Origin of the sequence: Fundidesulfovibrio magnetotacticus (assembly GCF_013019105.1) — a bacterium.
In the GTDB taxonomy this organism is placed as follows: Bacteria; Desulfobacterota; Desulfovibrionia; order Desulfovibrionales; family Desulfovibrionaceae; genus Fundidesulfovibrio; species Fundidesulfovibrio magnetotacticus.
The window spans coordinates 376,392-393,436 of the sequence record NZ_BLTE01000001.1; the positions used below are offsets into that span (position 1 = coordinate 376,392).

Below are 17,045 nucleotides of genomic sequence, written 5' to 3' on the forward strand. Positions count from 1 at the left end.
CTGGATGCTTGGGCGGTCACCCGTTCAGGCCCGCCAGATGCTGCCGGAGGTGAGAAGCCGTTCGCCCGCCCCGTCGGCGGGCTTGACCCGAAGCGCCCCGTCCGGGGCCAGGCCCAGGATGCGTCCCGTCCAGGGCGGCTCGGAGCCGTCGCGCACGAGAACCTCCTGGCCAAGCCAGCAAAGACGCGAGGACGTACGCGCCGCAGCCTGTCCGGGGCTTCCTTGGGAAAGTTCGTCAAGGTAGCCTGTTTTCACAAAATCCACAAGAGCGGACCACAGGGACACGGGCGTGGACGCAACCCCCAGCCCGGCCAGGGTCCCGGCGGGAACGGCATGGCCGTTGCGCAAAAACGACGGGTCCGGCGCGGCGTGCAGGTTCACCCCGATTCCGGCCAGCGTGACGCCCTTGCGTTCCTCCACGAGCATGCCGCAGACCTTGAGGCCGCCGCAGATCACGTCGTTGGGCCATTTCAGGCAGGCCTCCACGCCCAGCCCCGCGAGGAATTCGCACGCCAGACGCCCCAGGATCAGGGGCGTGAGCGTGTCGAAGGCCTGGGGCACGGCAGGGAGCACCAGCGCGCCGTAGACGTTGCCGGGCGGGGAGTCCCACGGACGGCGCAGCTGCCCGCGCCCGGACCACTGCGACACGGCAAGCACCGAGTCCCAGGGGGTGAGCAGTCCGTTTTCGGCCAGCGGGCGCGCCACGTCCAACGACGAGGAACACCGCCCGCAGACCACCACTGTCCCCTCGCAGCGCGCCCGCGAAACCCACCACGATTCCGCGTCGCACGTCGTGCACCAGGGGACCGATTCCTCTTGCCAAGGCGCAAGTCCGCGCGCATCCTCGGCCCAGGCGGGGTGGCTGGCTGCCAGGCGCTCTGGATCGAGAGGACAGGCGAGATCCTCGCGTCCCTTGGCCCACAACAGAACGCCCGGCCCCGGAACGCGGGGACCTTGACATTGCATCACGGAAGGGAAACCTCCATGCGAATCCACCTGGTCGGCGGCGCGGTGCGAGACATCCTGCTCGGCAGGCCGCTGGCCGACCGTGACTATCTTATCGAAGACGCTGCCCAAAGCGACTTTCAGGGTCGGTATCCCACGGCCCGGCTGGTCGGCAAGTCCTTTCCGGTCTTCCTCCTGGACGGGGCCGAATACGCCTGGCCGCGCGGGGGCTCCCTGGAGGCCGACCTGACCCTGCGCGACCTCACCGTCAACGCCCTGGCCCTGGACGAACGGGGCATGCTCCGCGCCCACCCCCGCGCCCTCTCCGACCTTCAGGCCCGGGTGCTGCGCCCCTGCTCGCCCACGTCCCTCTCGGACGACCCCCTGCGCGTGTTCCGCGCCGCGCGTTTCGCGGCCCAGCTCACGGACTTCGCGCCCGCTCCGGAACTGCTCCAGCAGATGCGCGCCCTGGCCGGATCGGCGGCCCTTGGCGCGCTGGCTGCCGAGCGCGTGGGGCGCGAGGTGGTGAAGGCGCTCGCCGCGCCCAGGCCCTCGCGCTTCCTGGAACTGCTGGAGGCCACGGGCTGCCTCCTCCCGTGGATGCCCGAACTGGAGGCCTGCCGGGGGGTCCCCGCCGGGCCGCCCCGCTGGCACGACAAGGACGTGCTGGGCCACCTGCGCGACGTGATGGACCGCGCCGCGGGCGACCCCCTGGACGCCTGGATGGCCCTGACGCACGACCTGGGCAAGGCCGCCACGCCGGGCGACATCCTCCCAGCCCACCACGGACACGAGCAGGCCGGGGCCGACCCGGCCCGCGCCCTGGGCCTGCGCCTGCGCCTCTCCACGGCCTTCGTGGAGGCCGGCGAGACGGCCGCCCGCGAACACATGACCGCCCGGCGCTACCCCGAACTGCGCCCCGGCACGCGCGTGGACCTGCTCATGCGCCTGGAGGCCCGGGGCCTGACCACCCGGACCTTCCGCCTGGCCGAGGCCGACGCGGCGGGACGCCCCGGAGCGCCAGGGCCGGGGGAGCTGCTGCGCCTTGCCCGGCGCGACCTGCGGGCCGTCCGCAAGGTGACGCTCCCCCCCGAACTGCGCGACCAGGGAGAACGTTCCGGCGAGGCCCTGCGGCAGCTGCGCTGCGAGGCCCTGACCCGGGCGCGCCGACCCCACGCGGACGCCGCGTTGCCGGACGCCTCCGACTCGGCTACACTGCCTCCCGGCTCGTGAAGCCGACCACACCATTTCGGGGAGACCCCGTGGCGAAGGTATTCTTCGGCATTCTCCTGGCGTTGTGCTGCCTGTCGTCCGGCCCTGCCGGGGCTTCGGGCGCGGTCTACAAGGGAACCCTGCGACCCGGCGGCGGCGGACCGCCCATGGGGGTGGCGCTGGTTCTGGAGGGAACGGACTCCCTCCAGGGCTACCTGGCCCTGGAGGGCGGGCCGGTGCTGCACGCCCAAGGCCCGGGGCCGGGCGCGTTGCGGCTCACGCCCCCCTGTCCGTCTTCCATGGCGCCCGCCTGGGAGGCCAGCCTGGCGCGCGCGGGCGACGGCCTCAAGGGCTCGCTGACCGCCCTGCCCGGCGCGCCCTCGCCCTGCGGCGCGCTCCGCGTCCCCGGCGGACGCGTGGAATTCTCACCCGATCGCGACGCACCCGCCGAAGCCGTGGCGGAACGTCTGGCCCGGCGTTTCGCCGCCGAATCGCTGCGTCTGGCCGGTGAAGGGCTGCTCGCCCAGCGCGAAGCCGCCGCCTTCGACGCCGTGGAAAGCCTGGAGGCCGCCCTGGCCGTGGCGCGCCTGGCCTTCCCCGACGATCCGGCCCCCCTGGCCGTCTACGTGGAGCCCCTGGTGCGCGCCTACGTGCTGGCGGGCGACATCCCCTCGGCCAAGGCCCTGGCGGCTTCGTACGCCGAGCAGGCCGCCCTGCCCCCCCCGGCGGCCCGACGCCTGGAAGCCCAGGCGGAGCCCGCCCTGTCGCGCGGCGCCGCCGAGGAACGCCAGTACGACCTCGTGCGCGTGCATTACGCCACGGACCGCGAACGCACCGCCACCCAGGAGCCCATGGGCCGCTTCGGCAGCGCCCCCGCCGCGGCCACTTCCTACGGCTACTGCGACGTGGCCGTGCCGCGCAGCCATACGCCGGGCGTCCTGGAAGGACCGTCCCTGACGAGCCTGACCCTTTCCTACGATCCCAGCCGGCACGTGACCGTCACCGCCGTGAAGGAGCAGCGGGCGGGCGAATTCTTCCGATCGATCCGCGACAACGTGCGTGACGGCCGCAAGGACGTGCTGGTGTTCGTCCACGGCTATTCGGTGTCCTTCGACAGGGCCGTGCGGCGCATGGCCCAGATGGTCCACGACATGCGCTTCGCGGGCACGCCCGTGGTCTACAGCTGGCCCTCGGAGGGCCTCGTGCAGCGCTACGCCCAGGACGCGGAGAAGACGGGCCTCTCCGTGCCCCGGCTTACGGCCTTCGTGGAGACCCTGGCCCGGGATGTCCAGCCCGCCAACATCCACATCATCGCCCACAGCATGGGCAACCGGGTGCTGCTGGGGGCGCTGGAGCGTCTGGCGGCCTCGCGCGGCGACGGCGCGGGGACCCTGATGCGCAACGTGATCCTGGCCGCGCCCGACGTGGACAGCACGGTGTTCCGCACCCGTATCGCGCCGCGCATCGCGGGCGTGGCGCAGAACGCCACGCTCTACGCCTCCTCGCGCGATCTGGCCATGGTGCTCTCCAAACTCTACAACAAGGCCGCCCGCCTGGGCGACGCGCAGGAGCTGGTGGCCGTGCCGCCCCTGGACTCCATCGACGCCTCCACCGTGGACTCCGGGCTCCTGGGCCACAGCTACTACGGCCAGAACCACGCCGTCCTCGACGACATGCACCTGCTCATCCAGGGGCTCAAGCCGCCGCAGCGCCCGCTCCTGGTCCCGGCCAGAACCGCCGCCGGACAGGACTACTGGAGGTTCAAGACGCCGTAAGGGGGGGGGGGCGGGACAGACGCCGCCGTTCGATCGACATGGCCGGAGGAACCCGGCCTTGCTTGACGGCGTACGTACGCAATCGTATGTACAACAGGGAACAGGATGCACTTCACGTGGGACGAGCGCAAGAACGCGCTCAACAAGGCGAAGCACGGCATCCGCTTCGAAACCGCCCTGCTGGCGTTCGACGACCCGCTGCACCTGAGCAGGCTCGAACGTGTCGTTGGCGGCGAGGAGCGCTGGCAGACCCTCGGCTCGGCAGGCGGCGTGGTCCTGATCCTGGTGGCGCACACCTACCGAGATCACGCCGGGCAAGAGTCCGTGAGGATCATTTCAGCGCGCAAGGCCACGGCCCACGAAAGGAAACTGTATGAGCAAGGCTGAATCTGGAAACAGAGAGGAACTCCAGTCCCTCGCCGCCCTCCCCGACGAGGCCGTCGACACCTCGGACATCCCCGAGGTTTCCGAATTCGAAGGCTCCGTGCGCGGGCGGTTCTTCCGCCCCCTCAAGAAGTCCGTGACCATCCGGCTGGACGCCGACGTACTGGAATACCTGCGCGCGATCGGACCCGGCTACCAGACCCGGATCAACAGCATCCTGCGCGACTACATGGCCGCGCGCGCCAGGTCCGCGTAGCCGCCTGCCCGCCGCTCCCCCGCCTCACCACCCTGCCTGGTCCACCCCGTAGAAGTCGCCGTGGCCGGGGAAGACCATGGCCCGGCGTCCCTTGCGGGCCTGTTGGGCCATTGTCTCGCGCATGAGCGCGCGCAGCATGGCCATCTCGCGGTGGAAGAGCGCCGAGTCGGCGTTGGTGTTGGTCAGGAGCGACTTGTGCACCGAGAGGGCCTCGCGCTCGCGCGGGGAGAGGCTGGCCGGGTCCAGCAGGTAGTCTCCCGTGAAGAGCACGCCCTGCTCGGGGCCGTAATAGAACACCTGCCCCGCCACGTGGCCGCCCAGGCTCTCCAGCGCCAGAAGCTCCAGGTCCGCCAGGCGCACGCGCCCCATTACCCGCAGCCCTCCCGCCTCGGCCGGAGCGCCCTCCCCCGCCGCCTCGAAGGGCTCGATGCGCGCGGGCGGCGTCAACCCCGTGAGACGCCCCACGAGCCGCGTGAAGGAGCGGTTGATGGCCGCCAGGGCGCTGCGCCCCAGGGTGCGGTCCTCCAGGGCGAAGACGCGCTCGCACTCGGGGTGCATGAACACCCTGGCCCCGTAGCGCTCCTGGAGGCGGCCCGCCCAGCCCGCGTGGTCGGCGTCGGGGTGGGTGGCCAGCACGGCGTCCACGCGCGCGGGGTCGAAGCCGTGGGCCGCCATCCAGGCCATCACGTCCTCGAAGAAGATGCCGAAGTTGGTGTCCAGGAAGGCCAGGCCGCCGGGGTGGCGCAGGAGGTAGCTGTTGGCGCCCTCCGGGCAGGCCAGCATGTAGAGCGATACGAGGGGCGTGAGCGGCACGGGGCCGGTGAGGCGCAGCGTGAAGTTGGGCCCCGTGGCCCCCACGGCCATGGCCGCCAGGCGCAGGATGTCCGCGAAGGTCTCCGAGGCGGCCAGGGCCTCGCCCGAGGCCCCCGAGGCCCGGCGGAACTCGGCCAGGGCCTGGCGCATCTCCCGCGAGGTGTTGAAAAGCTCCTCCAGCCCGCTCATGCGCTCGGGCGGAAGCACCGAACGCAGCTTGAAGAGGAAGGCCTCCACCTCGGAGAAGCCCAGGGCCGCGTCCACGTCGGCGTCGTCGCCGCCGCGCCAGAGCACGTGGTAGTGGTAGCCCGCCCGGGTCATCTCGCCCAGGAGTTCCGAGACGCGCCCCGCCCCGCGCAGCGACACCGAGGCCTCGGCCATCTCCGGCTCCTGCCCGGAGTCGTAGCGCAGGTGGATCACGTTGGCCTCCAGCGCCCGAAAGCGTTCGGCCAGCTCGGCCAGGGTTCCCGGCCGGTTGCGCAGGGCCACCTTGAAGCAGAGCACGCCGTCCAGGTCCGTGATGAGCGCGGGCTCGGCCTCCCGGTCCGCCGGGGCGTCCAGGTAGCCCCGGGCCGCCAGGCGGTCCAGGAGCTTGCCCGCGCGCTGGGCCTGGGGCAGGGACACGGCCAGGTCCACACGGTGGGGGTGTTCGCCCCGGTCGTAGACCAGGCGTTCGATGTTGGCCCCCAGCGTCGAGGCCAGGCTGGCCAGATCGGCCAGCGCGCCCGGCCTGTCGGGCAGGTTCACGGCCAGCTCCGCCCGCCAGCGGCCCTCGCGGCGCGCCAGGAAGGAGTCCCCGGCCCGTGCCTCGGACTGGACGGGATTGCACGCGTCCCCAGCCTGCGCTAACATGTTCTTTTGCACTTCCATGACCCTCGCTCGGCTTCCCCGATGCCCTCGACGGGCGTCCCGGACGGGGGCAGACAGCGCCCCCGTCGCGCACGGAGGCCGCACCGGAGCACTCCCAATGGACGATCGGCCCGCGCTTGGCAAGCCCGTCTCGGCCAGCCGCACGGAACTCTCCCTGGCCATGCTGCCCCAGGACGCCAACCCCTACGGCTCCATCCACGGCGGCGTGATCCTGAAAAACATGGACGCCGCCGCCGCCATGGCCGCCATGCGCCATTGCCGGGGCAACGCCGTGACCGTGGCCATGGACGGCGTGAGCTTCCTGGCTCCCTCCCGCGTGGGCGAACTGGTCACCTTCCGGGCCCAGGTGAACCACGTGGGCCGCACCTCCATGGAAGTGGGCGTACGCGTGGAGTCCGAGAACCTCTTCACCGGCGAGGTGCGCCACACGGCCTCGGCCTACCTGACTTTCGTGGCCCTGGACGTGTCCGGCAAGCCCTCCCCGGCCCCGCCCCTCGTGCTGGAGACCGACGACGAGCGCCGCCGCTTCGCCCAGGCCGAAGAACGACGCCGCACAAGACGCTGCTGCGTGCTCCACCAGGGAGCCTGACGGCCTGAGGGGCACCTCTCCGAAGGCGGGACCCGCCCGCCTTGCGGGCTGCCAGTGTCGCAGCCTCACAATCCGTCAACACGAATTGCCAAGGCAAGCATCGTAACTCGTTGATTTTAATTTTGAAAAACATCTTCATGTTTTTCAAGATCGCGACACTAGGCGTCCTGGTCCCTGAGGATGTCGTAGGCGATGTTCAGAAGCTTGGCCCGTTCCGAAAACAGGGCCTGCACCTCCTCGCCAAGGGTGCTCGCCTGGTCCGGGTGGTTGGCCTTCATGCCCGCGATGTAGGCCTTGCGGACCTCGCCGGGCGTCGCGCCGGGGGGCACACCAAGGATGCGCCGCGCCCACTCCCGGTCCTTAACGTCCCGCGAGCCCTCCAGGCCCGCGCCATCGCGCCCGGAGCCTCCCGTTCGGGAGGAGTCCGCGCGCGGCCCCTGCCCGTCGTTGCGCCGACGCTCTCCGGCCCGGCCGCGCTCCGCTTCGGCGCGGCGGCGTTCCGCCTCGGCGCGCAGGCGCTCCTCGCGCACTTCCTCCCGGCGCATGCGCACGAAGCGCTCCCTGTCGGCGCGCAGCCAGTCCTCGTCGGTTCTGCGCCTGACCTCCCGCTCGCGGACCTGCCGGGCGTCGTCCGGGGCGAAGCGCACGCGGTCGCGCTCCGGCGCGGCTTCGCCCCCCGCCTCGGAGGCAGCCACGCCCCGGCGCGCGCGCACGTTGGGCCTGGGCTGGCGCTTGCGCGCCCGCGCCAGCGCGGCCAGGGCCGCCACGCCCAGGAAGACGGCCAGCATGGCCAGGGATTCGGGGCGCAGCGCCACGCGCAGGGCCTCGGGCAGGCGCGACGCCGGGCCCGGGGCCACGCCGGGGGGCGCAGAAGCCGGGGCCTGGGCGACCTCGCGCGGGGCTTCGCCCATGCGGGAGACCGGAACCCGGGACGCCCCGGCCGGATCGCCCGCGCCACCCTGGACGCCCATGCGGCGTGGGTCGTCCGGGGCCATGGCCCCGGGCCGCTCCCATGGCCGCGAGGGGGCCGGAGGCGGCGCGGGACGCCGCCAGTCGCCCTGGGGACCGGGAGGCGGCGCGAACGTCGGGCCGGGAACCTGGTCGGGCCGGGGACCGGGAACGGCGCGCGCTCCCGGAGCCATGCCCTCCGGCACGGGGCGTCCCGCGAGTCCCGGAGCGGGGGGGACGGGCCTTGGCCCCGACGGGCCGGGGCGCACCTCGCGCGGCGGCGGAGGCGGAGGTCCGAAAGGTCCTTCTCCGGGCGCGCCCCCGCCTCCGGGCAGGCGTCCCTCGCCGGGCCGCGCCTGGGCCAGGAGCACGGTCTCGCCGGGCTGGCTCCGGGCCGCCCCCGGGGACAGGATCAACGCAGACGCCAGGGCGAGCAGCAGGGCGATGCGGACGCGCGGCTTCATGTCCTTTCGCGTACCATAATCCGCCGCGCCCGGCCATGGCCTCCCGGGGCCATGCCGGAGCGGGCCTTGAGATCGGCGCCGGTTTGGACTAGAGCCCGCCCATGTCATTCCTGCGAGTTCGAGAGGAAAAGTCCACCTTCGCCCAGAAGGTCTGCGTGGGCCGCGTGGGCAAGCTCATGCGCCAGACCGCCATGATCGGCCCCGGGGCGCGCGTGGGCGTGGCCGTGTCCGGCGGCGTGGACAGCTTCGTGTTGCTCAACGTGCTGCGCCTGCGCCAGCGCATCGTGCCCTTCCGGTTCGACCTGCTGGCCCTGCACGTGAACCCGGGGTTCGATCCCGCTTCCCACGCCCCCCTGGCGGACTGGTGCGCCGGAAAGGGCCTGGCCCTGCACGCCGAAACCACCGACCACGGCCCCCGCGCCCACTCCCCGGAGAACCGCAAGGCCTCGGCCTGCTTCTACTGCGCCATGCTCCGGCGCACGCGCCTGTTCCAACTCTGCGAGGCCTACGGGCTCACCCACCTGGCCATGGGCCATAACGCCGACGACCTGGCCGCCACCTTTTTCATGAATGTCTTCCAGACCGGCAGGGTGCAGGGCCTCTCCCCCCGCGAGCCCTTCTTCCAGGGCAGGCTGGTGATGATCCGTCCCATCCTCACCGTGGAGAAGGACCACATCAAGCGCGCCGCCCGGCAATGGGGGCTCCCCATCTGGTCCAACCCCTGCCCCTCGGCGGGGGCCACGCGCCGCTCCGACTTCGAGGACTGGCTCAAGGAGATGTATGCCCGGGACAAACGCTACCGGGCCAACGTCTTCGGGGCGCTCACGCGCTGGCAGGTTCCTGAGGGCCCGGCGGACGGCGCTCCTCGGGCCGCCGGACGGGAGCCGGACCACTCCGGCGAGGCCTGATCGCGCCCCGGCCGCCGCCTTCCTGCTCACCCCTGGACGGCCGCGCCGCGCCGTGGCAGAACGCCCGGAGCCACCCGCCAAGGACGGCCATCCGCCATGCCCACGCCCTCACGCTTCGAAATCTTCCGCGACGACCACGGCCGCTACCGCCGCGTGTCCCCCAGAAAGGGCCTGGCCCTGGCCGCCGTCGTCTTCCTGGTTCTGGTGGCGGCGGGCAACGTCTGGTGGTTCGCGGCATCGCTCACCCGCCCCGCCCTGGAAGACGACACGGAGGAACGCCGCCGCCTGTCCTCCCTGCGCGGCCCATCCCTGGAACACATCGAGGCCCGCGCCCGGGAGATCGCCGAGGGAGTGGCGCGCCTCAAGGAGGGCGAGGAGAGGTTCGACGCCCTCGTCACCCTGGACAAGGAAGCCGCCAGGGCCATCCGGGAGGCCCGCGCCGCCCTGGGAGGGCAGCAGGGGGACGAAAGCCCGGGGGACATCCTCACGCGCATGGAGATGCGCGCGGCCTTCGCCAGGGCCATGAACCGCCCCGTGAAGCTCGCCGTGACCGACGGAACCGCCATCATGGCCCTGCTGCCCACGGGCGGGCAGCCCATGGGGGCCGCTCCCGACGCCTGGCCCGTGCGCGGCGTGCTCTCTTCGGAGTTCGGGGCGAGGCTCTCGCCCTTCGCCGGGCAGGAGGAGTTCCACAAGGGCGTGGACATCATGGCCCCGGCCGGATCGCCCGTGCGCGCGCCCGCGCCCGGGGTGGTCACCTTCGCGGGGCGCGACGCAGAGGGTTCCCTGGCCCTGGTGCTGGACCACGGCGGCGGCTACACAACGCTCTTCTCCCACCTCCAGGGCCTGGACGCCAAGGCCGGAGACCCCGTGCTCCGGGGCCAGGCCATCGCCTCCGTGGGCACCGAGGGGCGCTCCACCGGGCCGCACCTGCACTACGAGGTGCGCCTCTTCGGCGTTCCCGTGAACCCGGCCCCCTACCTGGGCCAGGCCCCCCGGGCCGCCCAGCCCTGAAGCCCCCTCCCTGCGGCCCCGATACGGCGCTCCACGAGGACGGGGGCGCGACTGCCGCTGCGGGCGGCAAACCGCCCCGCGCCGCGCCGCGCCTTCCAGGAGCGCACCGGGGCCTCCCCCGGCCTCGACGGAAGCCCCGAAGCGACCCCGGCCGGACGCTCCCGCGCGAACCGCTTCGCCCATGACGCCGCCCTGTCCGCCGTCTGGCCCGCCTCTTGCTAAGGTTGGGGCATGGAACTCTTCAATCTCCAGGCCTCGCAGTTTTACGGGTTCATCCTCACGCTCATGCGCGTGAGCCTGGTGGTGTTCTTGCTGCCGTTCTTCGGCGCGGGCACGGTGCCCAACGCCATCAAGGGGGCCTTCTGCATGGTGCTCACCCTGGCGATCTTCCCCCGGCTGTCGTTTCCGGGTTCGCTCATGCCCCTCTCGGTGCTGGGCCTTTCGCTCATGTTACTGGGCGAGCTGGCCCTGGGCCTGGTGCTGGACATCATCATCCGCCTGCTCTTCGCCGCCGTGATGACCGGGGGGCACATGATGGGCTTCGCCATGGGATTCGCCATGATGAACGTGCTCGACCCCATGACGGGCCTCTCCGAATCGGTGACGGCCCAGTTCCTTTACCAGTGCACGCTCATGATCTTCCTGGGGCTCAACGGGCACCTCTTCCTGCTCACGGGGCTGGCCGAGAGCTTCGTGCTGGTGCCGCCGGGGGGGCTCTTCATCACGCCCGCCCTGGCGCAGTCCATGCTGGCCTTCTCGGCGCAGATCTTCGTGCTGGCGGTGAAGATCAGCGCCCCGGTGGTGGCCTCGCTCTTCCTGGTGGACCTGGCCCTGGCCCTGATCTCCCGCGCGGCCCCGCAGATGAACGTGATCCAGGTGGGCTTCCCGCTCAAGGTGGGCGTCGGTTTTTTGTTCTTCACGCTCACGCTCACGGCGCTCTCCCACTTCGTGGGCGACTACATCGCGGAGCTGGGCCCCATGTACCACACCGTCATGAACCGGCCCCTGGCCAGGTAGGCGACCATGGCTGAGCGCGACCCGTCAAAAACCGAACGAGCGACCCCGAAACGCCGCAACGAAGCGCGCGACAAGGGGTCGGTGCCCAAAAGCCAGGAACTGCCAAAGATGCTCGTGCTCCTGGCGGGCATGGTGGCCTCCAGCATGGCCATCGGCGTCTACGAGCGCGAACTGCGAGACATCTTCCGCTTCTTCCTCTCCGAGGGCCTGCGCATGGAGGTGACGCTCAACACCGCGCACAACCTCCTGCTGGAACTCTCCTGGCGTCTGGCAAAGATGCTCCTGCCCACCTTCCTGCTCCTGGCGGGCACGGCCTATGTGGTGATGCGCATCCAGGTGGGCCAGATCTGGGTGCTGCCGTGGCAGAACTTCCAGTGGAGCCAGTTCTTCAACCCCATGGCGGGCGTCCAGAAGCTCCTGCTGGACAAGCAGACCCTGATCCGCCTGGGCAAGCAGGTGCTCATGGCCCTGGCCATCGGCATCGCCCCCTACATCGTGCTCAAGCGCGAGTTCGGCAACATGCTGCCCCTGTTCTACACCGACGCCTACGGCATGGCGGCCTTCATCCTCTCCAACGCCATGAGCATGCTCTGGTACACCATGCTCCCCATGGTGATCATCGCGGCGGCCGACACCTGGTACACGCGCTGGGACTACGAGGAAAACCTCAAGATGACCAAGAGCGAGGTGAAGGACGAGCGCCGCAACGTGGAAGGCGACCCCGAAGTGAAGCAGCAGCAGCGCCAGAAGATGTTCCAGGTGATGGGCAAGCGCATGCTCAAGAACGTCCCCAAGGCCGACGTGGTGATCACCAACCCCACCCACATCGCCGTGGCCCTGCAGTATAACCCCCTGTTCGCCCCGGCCCCCATCGTGTTGGCCAAGGGCGCGGACCACCTGGCCCAGAAAATCAAGGAAATCGCCCGGGAGAACGGCGTGCCCATCCGCGAGAACGTTCCCCTGGCACGGGCATTGTATAAGGAAGCGGACGTGGGGGAGACCATCCCCGAGGCTCTCTTCCAGGCAGTGGCCGCAGTGCTGGCCCAGCTGGACAAGTTCCGCAACCGCGGGCGTTAAGGGAAAGGTGTCAAAATCATGGCCAAGTCACTCGCAGTGAATTTCGACTACGCCAAGTTCACCAAGCAGGGCGACGTGATGCTCGCCGCCGGCGTGGTGATCATCCTCTTCGTCATGCTGGTGCCCATGCCCACCATGGTCATCGACCTGATGCTCACGCTTTCCATCTCCGTGAGCCTCGTGGTGCTGGTCACCTCCATGTTCATGACCTCGCCCCTGGAATTCTCCATCTACCCCTCCCTGCTGCTGGTGACCACCATGCTGCGCCTGGCCCTCAACGTGGCCTCCACGCGCCTGATCCTCATGCACGGCGACGAGGGCACCGGGGCCGCCGGACAGGTGATCAAGGCCTTCGGCGAGTTCGTGGTGGGCGGCAACTACATCATCGGCGTGGTGGTGTTCCTGATTCTCTTCTCGCTCAACAAGACCGTCATCGTGGCGGGCACCACGCGCATCGCGGAAGTGGCCGCCCGCTTCACCCTGGACGCCATGCCCGGCAAGCAGATGGCCATCGAGGCGGACCTGAACGCCGGGCTCATCGACGAGCAGGAGGCCACCACCCGCCGCGACACCATCCGCAAGGAGGCCGACTTCTACGGCGCCATGGACGGCGCGGGCAAGTTCGTTTCCGGTGACGTGAAGGCCACCATGCTCATCACCGTGATCAACATCGTGGGCGGCTTCCTCATCGGCGTGCTCCAGAAGGGCATGGACTGGAAGCAGGCCGCCGCCACCTACACCATCCTGACCATCGGCGACGGCCTGGTCTCCATCATCCCCTCCATCGTCATCTCGGTGTCCGCGGGCCTCATCGTGTCGCGCGCGGCGGCCGAGGCGCGCATGGGCGAGGAGTTCATCGCGCAGCTTACCGGGCATCCCAAGGCTCTCACCCTGGTCTCGGGCATCCTCTTCGTCTTCGGCATCGTGCCCGGCATGCCCTTCGTGCCCTTCACCGTCCTGGCAGTGCTCATGTTCGCCCTGGCGCGCATCACCAAGCGCGAGCAGGCGGGCCAAGCCGAGAGTCAGGAAACCGACAAGGCCAAGCCCCAGGAGCTGGAGACCCCCGAAGAGGTCCAGCAGCTGCTGCCGCTCGACTCCCTCGAACTGGAAGTGGGCTACGGCCTCATCCCCCTGGTGGACGAAGACCAGAACGGCAACCTCCTGGCGCGCATCCGCTCCATCCGCCGCCAGTTCGCCCTGGACATGGGCGTGATCATCCCCTCGCTGCACCTGCGCGACAACCTGCAGCTCAAGCCCGGCCAGTACGCCGTGCTCGTGAAGGGCAACGAGATCGCCTCGGCCGAGATCCTCATCGACCACTACCTGGCTATGGACCCTGGCGACGTGAAGCACCGCGTCCACGGCGTGGACACCCGCGAACCCGCCTTCAACCTGCCCGCGCTGTGGATTCCCGATGCGTCCAAGGAAGAGGCCATGCTCGCGGGCTACACCGTGGTGGACCCCGCCACCGTGATCTCCACGCACCTCACCGAGGTCTTCCGGCGCAACCTCCACGAGTTCCTGGGCCGCCAGGAAGTGCAGGCCCTGCTGGACAACCTGCACAAGCGCGCCCCCAAGGCCGTGGAGGAACTGGTGCCCGGCGTGCTCTCCCTGGGCCAGGTGCAGAAGGTGCTCCAGAACCTGGTGCGCGAGGGCGTCTCCGTGCGCGACATGCTCACCATCGTGGAGACCCTGGCCGACTACGGACACGCCAGCAAGGACCCCGACCAGCTCACCGAATACGTGCGCGCCAAGATGGGCCGCAGCATCGTGAAGCCCTTCCTCTCCACCGGCGGCACGCTGCCCATCTTCACCCTGGCCCCCACCGCCGAGGGCATGGTGCAGGAATCCATCCGCCACACCGACCACGGCTCCTACCTGGCCATGGACCCGGGCTCCGCCCAGCAGCTCATCGCCAGCATCAACCAGAACATGGAACGCGCCATCGTGGCCGAAGGCCAGCCCGTCCTGCTGGTCGCGCCCATGACCAGGCCCCACTTGGCCCAGCTCTTGAATAGGTTTCTGCCGGCGCTGCCGGTGATCTCCCAGGCCGAGATCCCGGCGGAAATCAAGCTGCAATCGTTGGCAACCATAGGACTCAGCCATGCGGGTTAAGACCTTCCGAGGCGCGAGCGCCGCCCAGGTGATGGCCCAGATCAAGAAGGAACTGGGGCCGGAAGCCGTCATCCTCTCCAACCAGACCAGGCGGGAGGACGGCAGGCAGATCTGCGAGATCATGGCCGCGGTGGAACCCGCGCAGGAAGTTGGCGGCTTCCCCGGTCAGGATTCCGACGACCTCCCCGGCGCGGGCCCCGGCCCGCGCGGCGCGGGCTGGGAGCGCGAATGGCGCGAAATGAAAGACCACCTCTCGGCCCTGCTCAAGCCCCACATGAGCCTCGATGGCCTGGCCCCCCGCCAGCGCATGGCCATGGAATACCTGGAGCGCGAGGGCGTGGACGAGGCGCATCTGGTGGGGCTGCTGCGCAAGCTCAAGGCCTCGCCCGGCGTCTCCATTCTGGCCGAACTGGGCAGGCTCGCCCGCGTGAAGCCCTACGGACAGTTTCACGAGCGCTTCCAACTGGCGGCAGGCCCCTCGGGCGCGGGCAAGACCACCGTGCTGGCCCGCATGGCCCTGGAGGCCCGGCGGCTCCATCCCGAAAAACGCATCGGCATCCTCAACTGCGACGGCCGGGGCGCTGGCGGGAAAGCCATCCTCAAACGCTACGCCGAGCTTTCGGGCATCACCTTCGCCGACGCCACCGAACCCGAGGACTTCAACAAGGTGCTCCTCGCCTGCCGAAATTTTGACACCATCTTCGTGGACCTGCCCTCCCTCCCCCAGGGCCGCACCCTGGCCCAATGGCTGGCCGAACGCTCCCTGGCGGGGCGCGACGACGTGGCCGTGCACCTGGTGCTGCCCCCCTACATGGCCCAGGGCCACTACGAATCCCTCTGGAAGCGCCACGCCTCCGACCTGGTGAAAAGCATCGTCTGGACGAAACTGGACGAAGCGGATAGCTTCGGGGCGCTGATCAACGTGGGCCACATGACCGGACTGCCCGCTTCGGCGCTCTCCTACGGCCCCGGGGCGGCCGGGTCCATGTCCCCCGCCGACTCCCAGGCCCTCTGGCGGCTGGTGTTCTCCCACCAGATGCCCACCGCCCAAACCCCGTCCGGCTCGCAGGAGCAGGCCGCATGAACGACGCCCCCAACAGACTCCCCCTCGTGTTCACCGTCACCTCCGGCAAGGGAGGGGTGGGCAAGACCAACATCTCCGTGAACCTGGCCCTCTCGCTTTCGCGCATGGGCCGCCGCGTGGTGCTCCTGGACGCCGACCTTGGCCTGGCCAACGTGGACGTGCTCCTGGGTCTGGCCCCGGACCTGAACATCTTCCACCTGTTCCACAAGGGCGTGAGCCTCAAGCAGGTGCTCTACAAGACGCCCTTCGGCTTCCATATCCTGCCCGCATCCTCGGGCGTGGCCGAGATGCTCTCGCTCTCAACGGGCCAGAAGCTCGACCTGCTCGAAGCCATGGACTACCTTGAGGACCGCATCGACTACCTCATCGTGGACACCGGCGCGGGCATCGGCGACAATGTGCTCTATTTCAACATGGCCGCCCGGGAACGCCTGCTGGTCTTGACCACGGAACCCACTTCGCTTACCGACGCCTATGCGCTGGTGAAGGTGATGCACCTCAACCACGCGGTGAACCGCTTCCGGGTGGTGGTGAACATGGCCCCCTCGGAAAAGGCGGCGAAACAGGTGTTCAGCAAGCTCTACGCCGCGTGCGACCACTTCCTCGATGGGATTTCGCTGGATTTTGTGGATTATATCCCGCATGATGCAGCCGTGAGGCAGGCCGTGATCCGTCAGGTTCCGTTCTGTCACATGGCCCCGGAAGCCCCCGCCAGCCTGAAAGTGGCGGATGTCGCGCGAAAAATCACCGGATGGGACTCGGACGCGCACCTCGATGGAAACATCAAGTTCTTCTGGAAAAAACTCCTCTTCCAAGAGCAGTCCGTGGCTTAGCTTCGAGGCCGGGGCCAGGCTCTGGCAGGACTTCGGTCAGTCCGAACGCCAGGAGATCGTGCGGCACTACTCGCCCAAGATCAAACTGCTCGCCCTGCGCCTCAAGGCCAAGCTGCCCCCCAGCGTGGAACTGGGCGAACTGCTCAGCGCCGGCGCCCTCGGGCTCATGGAGGCCCTGGGCCGCTACAAGCCGGAGCTGGGCATCAAGTTCGAGACCTTCGCCGAATCGCGCATCAAGGGCGCCATGCTCGACGAGCTGCGCAAGCTCGACTGGTTCAGCCGGGGCCAGCGCCACCGCGTGCGCATCATCGACGACGCCATGCGCCGCATGGAGGCAGCCTCCGACAAGACCCCCAGCGCCGAGTCGCTGGCCCAGGCCACCGGGCTCACCGTCAAGGAAGTCAACCAGGCCATGGAGGCCATGCAGAGCCAGCTCTGCCTGAGCCTGGACGCCATTTCCGAAAACCTCACCTCCTTCAAGCAGCAGCAGATCGACAACGAACCCTACAAATCGGCGGCGCTCAAAGAAATCGTTGACAAACTCGCGCTGCTTATTGATGAACTGACGCCAAGGGAGCAACTCGTGCTCTCCCTGTACTACGTGGAAGAACTCAACATGCGCGAGACCAGCGAGGTCATGGGCATCACCGAGGGCAGGGTCTCCCAGCTGCATTCCCAAGCCCTTGCCAAGCTGCGCGGCAAATTCCACGCGCAATACGGCATCGTAGACGCTTAGACGCA

16 protein-coding genes are annotated in these 17,045 nt (G+C 69.6%); 13 read left to right on the plus strand and 3 right to left on the minus strand.

Annotated elements, in window-relative coordinates:
* Positions 1-24 precede the first annotated feature (24 nt).
* Positions 25-705 carry a biotin--[acetyl-CoA-carboxylase] ligase gene (locus NNJEOMEG_RS01785; RefSeq protein WP_235956810.1) on the minus strand — a complete coding sequence of 227 codons (681 nt, stop codon included), beginning with the start codon at positions 703-705 and terminating at the stop codon, positions 25-27.
* Positions 706-984: 279 nt separating this feature from the next.
* On the opposite strand from NNJEOMEG_RS01785, the gene NNJEOMEG_RS01790 reads away from it, so the two are divergent.
* From NNJEOMEG_RS01790 to NNJEOMEG_RS01805, 4 genes are all read left to right on the plus strand, one after another.
* Positions 985-2,178, plus strand: a complete 1,194-nt coding sequence (locus NNJEOMEG_RS01790) for a tRNA nucleotidyltransferase/poly(A) polymerase-related protein (protein WP_173080692.1) — start codon at positions 985-987, stop codon at positions 2,176-2,178.
* Positions 2,179-2,207: 29 nt separating this feature from the next.
* Positions 2,208-3,932, plus strand: a complete 1,725-nt coding sequence (locus NNJEOMEG_RS20860; protein WP_173080694.1) for an alpha/beta hydrolase — start codon at positions 2,208-2,210, stop codon at positions 3,930-3,932.
* A 105-nt stretch (positions 3,933-4,037) separates the two neighbouring features.
* A complete protein-coding gene (locus NNJEOMEG_RS01800) occupies positions 4,038-4,319 on the plus strand; it encodes a BrnT family toxin (protein ID WP_173080696.1) in 282 nt (93 codons plus the stop codon).
* Positions 4,306-4,572, plus strand: coding sequence for a BrnA antitoxin family protein (locus NNJEOMEG_RS01805; protein WP_173080698.1), 267 nt, complete (start codon positions 4,306-4,308; stop codon positions 4,570-4,572). Before NNJEOMEG_RS01800 ends, NNJEOMEG_RS01805 begins: the two co-directional genes overlap by 14 nt.
* 24 nt (positions 4,573-4,596) lie before the next feature.
* Here the strand turns inward: NNJEOMEG_RS01805 and NNJEOMEG_RS01810 are convergent, their stop codons facing one another.
* Complete coding sequence (locus NNJEOMEG_RS01810) at positions 4,597-6,255, minus strand: MBL fold metallo-hydrolase (RefSeq protein WP_173080700.1); 1,659 nt, start codon at positions 6,253-6,255, stop codon at positions 4,597-4,599.
* A 97-nt stretch (positions 6,256-6,352) separates the two neighbouring features.
* Between NNJEOMEG_RS01810 and NNJEOMEG_RS01815 the strand changes: the two genes are divergently transcribed.
* Entirely contained in the window at positions 6,353-6,844 is a 492-nt protein-coding gene (locus NNJEOMEG_RS01815; RefSeq protein ID WP_173080702.1) for an acyl-CoA thioesterase, read from the plus strand.
* Between the two features lie 158 nt (positions 6,845-7,002).
* On the opposite strand, the gene NNJEOMEG_RS01820 is transcribed toward NNJEOMEG_RS01815, so the two are convergent.
* The gene (locus NNJEOMEG_RS01820) at positions 7,003-8,256 is read right to left on the minus strand and encodes a DnaJ domain-containing protein (protein ID WP_173080704.1); all 1,254 of its coding nucleotides are present in this window, start codon (positions 8,254-8,256) and stop codon (positions 7,003-7,005) included.
* Between the two features lie 101 nt (positions 8,257-8,357).
* Here NNJEOMEG_RS01820 and NNJEOMEG_RS01825 point away from each other — a divergent pair, with 101 nt between their 5' ends.
* From NNJEOMEG_RS01825 to NNJEOMEG_RS01860, 8 genes are all read left to right on the plus strand, one after another.
* On the plus strand, positions 8,358-9,164 hold the full coding sequence (locus NNJEOMEG_RS01825; protein WP_173080706.1) for a tRNA lysidine(34) synthetase: 807 nt from the start codon (positions 8,358-8,360) through the stop codon (positions 9,162-9,164).
* 96 nt (positions 9,165-9,260) lie between these two features.
* Positions 9,261-10,178 (plus strand): M23 family metallopeptidase, encoded by a 918-nt coding sequence (locus NNJEOMEG_RS01830; protein WP_173080708.1) that lies wholly within the window; start codon positions 9,261-9,263, stop codon positions 10,176-10,178.
* A gap of 231 nt (positions 10,179-10,409) precedes the next feature.
* Positions 10,410-11,195: a flagellar biosynthetic protein FliR gene (gene fliR, locus NNJEOMEG_RS01835; protein ID WP_173080710.1), complete on the plus strand. Its 786-nt coding sequence runs from the start codon at positions 10,410-10,412 to the stop codon at positions 11,193-11,195.
* Between the two features lie 6 nt (positions 11,196-11,201).
* On the plus strand, positions 11,202-12,272 hold the full coding sequence (flhB, locus tag NNJEOMEG_RS01840) for a flagellar type III secretion system protein FlhB (RefSeq protein ID WP_173080712.1): 1,071 nt from the start codon (positions 11,202-11,204) through the stop codon (positions 12,270-12,272).
* Between the two features lie 18 nt (positions 12,273-12,290).
* Positions 12,291-14,387, plus strand: a complete 2,097-nt coding sequence (gene flhA, locus NNJEOMEG_RS01845) for a flagellar biosynthesis protein FlhA (RefSeq protein ID WP_173080714.1) — start codon at positions 12,291-12,293, stop codon at positions 14,385-14,387.
* Positions 14,377-15,471, plus strand: coding sequence for a flagellar biosynthesis protein FlhF (locus NNJEOMEG_RS01850; protein WP_173080716.1), 1,095 nt, complete (start codon positions 14,377-14,379; stop codon positions 15,469-15,471). The genes flhA and NNJEOMEG_RS01850 overlap by 11 nt, the downstream gene beginning before the upstream one ends.
* Positions 15,468-16,304 carry a MinD/ParA family protein gene (locus NNJEOMEG_RS01855; protein WP_173080718.1) on the plus strand — a complete coding sequence of 279 codons (837 nt, stop codon included), beginning with the start codon at positions 15,468-15,470 and terminating at the stop codon, positions 16,302-16,304. Before NNJEOMEG_RS01850 ends, NNJEOMEG_RS01855 begins: the two co-directional genes overlap by 4 nt.
* On the plus strand, positions 16,246-17,040 hold the full coding sequence (locus NNJEOMEG_RS01860) for a FliA/WhiG family RNA polymerase sigma factor (RefSeq protein ID WP_173080720.1): 795 nt from the start codon (positions 16,246-16,248) through the stop codon (positions 17,038-17,040). The genes NNJEOMEG_RS01855 and NNJEOMEG_RS01860 overlap by 59 nt, the downstream gene beginning before the upstream one ends.
* Positions 17,041-17,045 lie beyond the last annotated feature (5 nt).